We start from the raw sequence: 6,841 nt of genomic DNA, 5'->3' as shown, positions 1-6,841 counted from the left end.
ATGCGGGACCGCTACATGGGGCCTTTAGAGGCCGACGGCCTGCTTGGCACGGGAGGTGGAGGGGGAGTCGACCATTGTGGTGGCAGTGGCGAGGGAGAGGGGGGACCAGGCGAAGTTTAGGCCGGGGGTTTCGTGGGCGGCGTGGAGGGCGAGGGCTAAGGCGGTGCAGCGGTCACTGTGGCCTTCGCGGGTGCGGGGGGAGGCGTAGTTGTAGTGACCGTTGGTGATGATCTGCTGCATCTGATGCAGGTCTTCACGGATGTCCCGGCTGATGGGGATGCGCAGGCGTGTGGGGGCCTCAAAGGAACGGCGGAGGCGGGGGAAGAGGGCGCGTTTGAAATCGACGGTGAAGGTGCAGAGGTCGATCTTTCCCATCTTATGCGCGGCGGGGTGCCACTCTTTATGGCGCTGCACGAGGTAGTCCCCGAGGCCGATGCCGGGGCCGGTGTAGTCAAAGGCGACGCGGGTGGCGGTGGCGATGCGCTGGCTGAGGAGACGCTCCTGGTCCGGGGTGCTCATGTCTCGCAACACTAAGACCTCGCGGGTCCAGAGGATGTCTCCGATGCGCTGGAGGGTCCAGCAGACAGTCGGATCATTGGTTCGGCCAAAGTCGATGCCGAGATAGACGGGATGGGCGCTGCCGGCGTGCGCGGTGGGGTCCCAGGATTCGGTGGCATCAATGGATTCGGCGAGCTGGATGACCTCGTAAGGGAGGAGGTGGTGCTGGGTATCGAGGAACTGGCACTCGAACTCCTGGGCCCAGCCGGTGTCATCATCCATGGCAGCGCGGATCTGGGGGATATCCACACTCAGGCCCATGAGGACGGCGTGATAAATATTGGTTAGGTGGCGGCTCCAGGCGAGGCCTGCTGATGTATGGGGGGCATTGCTTTGATGAGAGGGGGCAGGAATGCCTCCGCTACTTTCGTCAAAGATCTTGTCCATCATGCGGCCGCGGCCGTTGGGCGTGGAGACGACGCGGAGCTTTTTTTCGCCTCCGCGCAATGGATTGGTGATGCTGGGGAGGAGGCCGCGCCAGGTGAGCTGGGGCTGCTCAAAGAAGTCAAACTCGGTGAGGAGAATGCTGGCGCTCTTTCCGCGCACGGTGTCCGGCCGGCCGGGGACGGCGACGGTGGTGGATTTGTTATGATAACGGATCTCGGCGGCCTTCAGCAGGGCCTGGCTGCTGTCTCGATGCTCCTGGTAGTCATCGACGATGAGGCCGAAGGCTTCGGCCCAGAGTTTCTGCTGGTCGAGGGAGTCGAGGCTCTGGCGCTCTGAGGGGGCGGCGATCATCCAGCGATGGGCGGGATGGGTGATGCAGTCCTCGGCGGCCTCGCCCTCGCTGCTGAAGTCCTTGCCGACCTGGCGTGAGGCGAGCCAGGCCTTGAACCGGGCGGGGTCGTGCCAGTATTCGAGCTGATACTGGAGGAGCTGGCTTTTGGGGTTGTCCGCGGGGAAGGGATTCACCCAGCCGGTGGCGTTCTGGCCTAACAAGTGTTTCTCGCACTGATGGCGGAGGCTTTCGAGATCACGACGAAGCAGCGGGTTCGCGCTGCGGTCGGCGGCCTGGATGACACGCTGAGTGAGGTCTTCAGCTGTGCCTCTGACCTGCTGACGATGCGCGCCGGCCTGCTCCGCGATCTGCTCGAGGGCTTGCTTTTGGCGAGATGACTGGCGGGGCATGGCGTTTTCTCGGTTCTCGGTTCTCGGTTCTCGGTTCTCGGTTCGCGGTTCTCGGTTGCTGTTAGGCGCGGCTCCCAAGAGATGGGTCATAGGGGGCTGAGAGAACCCATGGGACGGATGTTTGTGGCGATGGGCATTGGACACTGAACATCGAACAGAGAACCGCGAACGCTGAACAGCGAACCGAGAACGGCTATCGTCCAAAGATGGCGCGGATCTGGGAGATGCGGTCCTGCTCGGTGAGCTCGGCATTTTCGGTTAGGCTGGCGGCTTCCTGGACCTTGGCTTCGAGGGTCTCGATGCGGCGGCGCTGGAGCTGGATGGCCTCGTCTTTTTGATCGAGGGATCGGTGCATCTGGTCCTCACGCAGGAGGTGGGTGGCGGTTTGCAGGAGATCTCGCAGGTCGGGGAGGTCCTCGCTGGCGCCCTCGAGCAGGCGCTGGGCGATGATGAGGCGCAGGGTCTGCGCGGGGCTGAGGCCTGTGAGCGCGAGGAGCTCGCCCTGGAGGCGCTGGGCGCGCTGGGCCTCATGGAGGAAGGCGTGGTCGCGGAGGAAGGTGCGCAGGGATGCCTCTGTGGCGATGATGCCGGCGCTCTTCCATTTTTTCAGCATGGGGGTGCCCGCAGGCCGGTCTGCCAGGAGGTGGCGCAGGGTCTCCTGCATGAGGCCTCTCTCCTGGAGCTGGGTGGCGAGCGGCGGCGGCGGGATGAGCGCGCCGGCTGCGGGAGCGGAGGTGGGTGAGGAGGGCTTGCTCTTCGGCGGGGCTTTGGGGCTTTGCTTGAGGCTGCGTTTGGAGCCGGGCCTGGGCTCGGACTTGGATTGGGATTTGGACTGGGGTTTCATGATGAATGAAGGGCGCGAGAGGGCGCGGCGGCCTAACTTACTTTTTAGACTCGTGACCGGCGGCGCGTGGCGCGGTGAGGCTGGCGCGGAGGGCTTCATCAATGCGGCTGTGGAGCTTCCGCACCTCATGCGTATGCTGGCCTTCGAGACGGCTGAGGCGTTTGTCGATCTGGTCGATGAGGGCGGAGGCAGCGGCGCTGGCCTTGATGAGGGGATCGATCTTCAGGTGCAGGGCGGCGAAGGCGGCGTCCATCTTGGCGCCGAGCGTGTCACGCAGCTGGGCGATGGCGCTCTCGAGATCACCGGTTTCACGATCCATGACCTGGCTGAGGCTGATGACGCGCTCCTGCCCGGCGGCGATGGCGGCCTGATGATCCGCGCGGTTGCTCTGCACGAAAGTATCGAAATCTTCCTTCAGGGATTCGAGCTCCTCCCGCGTGGCGGAGGGTGTGGGAGGTGCGGATGGCGGTGTGTCATCACCACTGGCTCCGCGCCTGATGGCGGCGGGCAGGACCCAGCCTTTGAACCTGTCTGCGATGATCATGAAGACGAGCAGATACACGAGCCACTGGGAGAAGCCCGGCTCCTTCACGGTGTCCAGAATGCCGGTGATCTCCGGGGTGGACTGGGAGAGGAGGTGAAACGAGTGCATGGGGGTGGGTGGTGGTGAGTCCAGGAAGAGTTTTATGACACGGCCACCGGCCTAACTATTTGTGCTAATGATCACATGCCCGTCAATACTGGCGCCCATGACAGGGGAAAGGAGCACGAGCATGAGTTGATAGCCGCCGGGCAGCTCGAGAAACGCAAAGGGCGCATCCATGAGATTCAGCTCGCCAGGGCCGCTGAACCATCCCCCCAGCAGGACGTAGTCCTCCTCATTCTGCTTGAGCAGAAAGCGGGCCTGCGTGCCGGCAAACGTGCCATCCACCCAGGCGCGCAAGAGGCGTGCATTGCTATTGTGCGGAATGGAATGCAGTGACACTTCCCTTGCCTCTCCTGACGGAGGTGTGTCTTCAGTGCCGTTTTCGCCTTGAGAGCTTTCCGATGAGGTCCTGATCACGCCTGCGACGATGCTCACCACCCAGGTATATGCAGCCCCGCTGCCAAAGGAAGTGATGCCGAGACTCTGCGAGTCAGGCTGATAGAAAGTGAGGGAGCCAAACTCCGCCTGAATGGCAGTCTGCAAGGCCGAGAGAGCGTCCTCGATGGAAGACAGTGGATTCGAGTCGATCCATCCGCCCGGATTTTCCCCATCGATCTCAGGAGCAAAATAGAAGTATCTCACGACATCATTGACCGTGAGATAGAGACGGGATCCGACCACGCCTCCACTGGTGCTGTAATCCATCGGGTCAATGGAGAGGAGGATGTCATCTGGTGGCAGCGCAGGATCACCCGAAGATCCTGGCTCAGTGAAACCATGCACATTTCCCGAGACGCTCGTCACACGGCTGCACAGATTTCGGATGGCATACCTCGCCCCCTGCGGTGTGACGGCCATGGTCGCATTGTTTCCATAAATGACATCCGCTGCTGAGGCCGCCGGCACGTTGATTGTCCGGTTTGAGCTGAGGCTCCCCCCACCCGTGGCCAGGCCGCTGGTGAGGATCTGGCGGCTTGTGGGCACGGCATCCACATTCGCCGCGCTAAGCACGATGACGCCGCTCTGGCCGTTCACAGAGGTGACGGGGGAGGCGGGGTAGCTGATCTGCGACCAGGATGAAAGCTGGTTAGGCGTGGCGCCGGTGATGACCCACGCGGTGCTGGTGTCGCTGCGGTTGCACCAATCTCCCGTCTGGCCGCTGAGCGCGAGCATGGCGGCCTGCGAGGCCACGCTGCCGAGATAACTGGTGATGGCGATGGCCGGGATCTGCGCGGTGGGAATGACTCCGCCCACGAGATCCGCCTTTCCCGCCAGACTCGCTGTTAGGCCGGTGACGTCAGAGGTGGTGTGCGTGTGGGAAGCGGGCGGGAAGGTGGCAGGCCTGCCCTCCAAATTTTCCCACGTGCGAGGCTCGCCATCGGCACCGTCAGCGCCATTCGTTCCGGGAACACCGGGCTCTCCACGCGGTGGTGAGACGCGGACGGTGGCGATGTTCAGCCCGGATGGCTGGATGATCTTGATGGTGTGGAGAGATGGCGCGCTCATGATAAGGTGGGGCGGGTGACGATGTCGGTGATGCGGAGGTTTCCAGTGAGGCAGGGACCCCAGCGCCGGCCTTCGTCATCCTCCAGCACGAGGTCGTAAAGGTAGTCGCCCAGGGGCAGCGCGGCGGTTTGCGTGTCGCTCATTTCAGCGATCATGATCTCGCCCTCGCCGCCACCGAGGCTGGCGCTGAGCGTGAAGGCCACGGGCTTGGTCAGGGATCTCCGCGCGGCGAGCTGCGGCGTGAAGGCGCTGAGATCAATCTCAGCACCCGCCTGGTTCAGGCACACAAGCAGCAGCCCGGCGAAGTCGACACCGCGGTCGATCTGGAAGTCATGACGTCCTGGTTTCATCTATTTTGTTCGCGGTTTACGGTTCTCAGTTCGCTGTTTTGTTAGGCCGGTTCCAGTGCCGCCAGCCGGTCTGCGAGCAGGCCGCACACCTGGGTGATGATGGCGTCCGTGGTGACGATGCTGATGTCCCCGGCATTGCGGATGAAGCCGAGCTCGATCAGCGCGGAGGGCATGTGTTTGGAAGCGAGCACCGCGAGGTCAGTGCGCAGCTTCACACCGCGATCACGCAGGCCCATGACCTTCAAAGGCTCATGCAGGGCCTCGGCGAAGCTTTGGCTGTGAGTGGTGCGGTAAAGCGTCTCAAACCCGTTCGCGCTGCTGGCGTCCGCATCATTGAGATGCAGGCTGATCAGGTGCGTGCAGCCTGCCTGCTCCGCCCGCGTGACGCGGCTGCCCAGCGGTGTGGCCTCACAGCGGTCTGTGCGGGTCATCCACACGGGGATGCCGCGCGCCTCGCAGGCCTTGCGCAGCTCATGAGACCAGACGAGCGCCAGCGCCGCCTCCTCATGGAGGGTGCCGAGGGCGCCGCTGTCATAGATGCCGCTCTTTTTGTTAGACATGCCGTGTCCTGGGTCGATGCAAAGTTTCATGGTCGTTTGGTTCTCGGTTCTCGGGCTCGCCCTCCGAAGGCTTGGCGAAGGAGGGTTCTCGGTTCTCGGTTCTCGGTTCTTGGTTCTTGGTTCGTTGTTCTTGGTTAACTGGGAACAGAGAACCCTGAACCGTGAACTGCGAACCGTGTGAGTTGTGTCCGCCCCGCCGTGATCTCCGAGCCTGGTAGTGGTCTTCAGGCATGTGCGTTCTCCACGTCACGGTCGGGGCGGTCTGCTGCCTGGTTATTTGGTGGGGTTCAGCAGAGAAGGGTTCGCGTGATCAGGATGACTGGCATCCTGGATGGAAAGAGGGGTCGCGGGTGATGGCGATGGCACGGATTCCTGCACGTCCGCAGGATGCGTGATGGTGGCCTGGCTAGCGTTTTTGAGCTCGATCACGTCACCCTCAGTGACCGTGCCCTGGCGCTGCGCCTGCTCGAGCCCGATCTCGGCCAGGCGATACAGCTTGGTTTCGGAATCCTCCGCCGAGGTGACCACAGCGACTCCGCGCTGGATCAGGATCTTGTCCCCCGGCTGGATCCACCCGCGCTGCACCGCGGCGGTGGAGAGGAGGGAGGTCACCGGCACGCTGATGGCCTGCAGCCTCTGCTGCTGCTCCGGAGTCAGCGTGCATGAGGCAGGCAGAAGCGCATAACCAATGATGAGAATGAAGATCGCAATGAGCCCGATGGATCTGCCCGTGAGCTGGAGGAGATGCTGTTTCATGGTGAGTGACTGGATGGAGTGTTGGAGTTCTGGACGAATGGGGAAGAAAGGCCCTCCCCCTTCTCCGCGCCGGACACTCCGGGGCTTCTGCATGTGTGGGCGTGTTTGCCCTGTGAAACCTGCACGCCGCCCGCTCCACCCGGAGCAGTGCAGACGTGCAGGCCCGACACATGAATGACCTCTCGTGTCCCTTGCGGAACACGCCCATCTCACCACACCGCCGCCACCTCGTCACATGACCCAAGCGGACCCTTTGGACAGCGTGAAATCACGGCCCAAAGCAGCCATTCATGGTTGCAAAGTTGGTTTAACCACGAATGCCAGCGTCAGACATGATGCTGGCATCCGAGGAGCGCGAATCTCCGAATCCGCAGCGGTTCCGAGCGCACCCGAGAGGTGGAATCGCCGCATCACGGGCCTTCGCGCCAATCGTCGGGTCTTCGGCTTGAAGACGCGTGACGTGGAAACATCACCTGCGATGAATCTTCCACAC

7 protein-coding genes are annotated in these 6,841 nt (G+C 62.8%); all 7 read right to left on the bottom strand.

Features of this window, described 5'->3' with window-relative positions:
- Nucleotides 1–24 precede the first annotated feature (24 nt).
- On the bottom strand, nt 25–1,686 hold the full coding sequence (locus BGE01nite_RS28405) for a hypothetical protein (protein ID WP_170267139.1): 1,662 nt from the start codon (nt 1,684–1,686) through the stop codon (nt 25–27).
- A 193-nt stretch (nt 1,687–1,879) separates the two neighbouring features.
- Complete coding sequence (locus BGE01nite_RS28400; protein ID WP_146856274.1) at nt 1,880–2,530, bottom strand: hypothetical protein; 651 nt, start codon at nt 2,528–2,530, stop codon at nt 1,880–1,882.
- 37 nt (nt 2,531–2,567) lie between these two features.
- A complete protein-coding gene (locus BGE01nite_RS28395) occupies nt 2,568–3,182 on the bottom strand; it encodes a hypothetical protein (RefSeq protein ID WP_146856272.1) in 615 nt (204 codons plus the stop codon).
- 51 nt (nt 3,183–3,233) lie between these two features.
- A complete protein-coding gene (locus BGE01nite_RS28390; RefSeq protein WP_146856270.1) occupies nt 3,234–4,682 on the bottom strand; it encodes a hypothetical protein in 1,449 nt (482 codons plus the stop codon).
- The gene (locus BGE01nite_RS28385) at nt 4,679–5,032 is read right to left on the bottom strand and encodes a hypothetical protein (RefSeq protein ID WP_146856268.1); all 354 of its coding nucleotides are present in this window, start codon (nt 5,030–5,032) and stop codon (nt 4,679–4,681) included. Before BGE01nite_RS28385 ends, BGE01nite_RS28390 begins: the two co-directional genes overlap by 4 nt.
- A gap of 41 nt (nt 5,033–5,073) precedes the next feature.
- Nucleotides 5,074–5,622, bottom strand: coding sequence for an N-acetylmuramoyl-L-alanine amidase (locus BGE01nite_RS28380; RefSeq protein WP_146856266.1), 549 nt, complete (start codon nt 5,620–5,622; stop codon nt 5,074–5,076).
- A gap of 243 nt (nt 5,623–5,865) precedes the next feature.
- Entirely contained in the window at nt 5,866–6,348 is a 483-nt protein-coding gene (locus BGE01nite_RS28375; protein WP_146856264.1) for a hypothetical protein, read from the bottom strand.
- Nucleotides 6,349–6,841: the final 493 nt, after the last annotated feature.

Origin of the sequence: Prosthecobacter gellanilyticus, from assembly GCF_007992435.1 — a bacterium.
Lineage (GTDB): Bacteria > Verrucomicrobiota > Verrucomicrobiia > Verrucomicrobiales > Verrucomicrobiaceae > Prosthecobacter > Prosthecobacter gellanilyticus.
The sequence above is the reverse complement of the archived record's forward strand: the minus strand, read 5'-3'. Positions and strand labels throughout refer to the sequence as shown.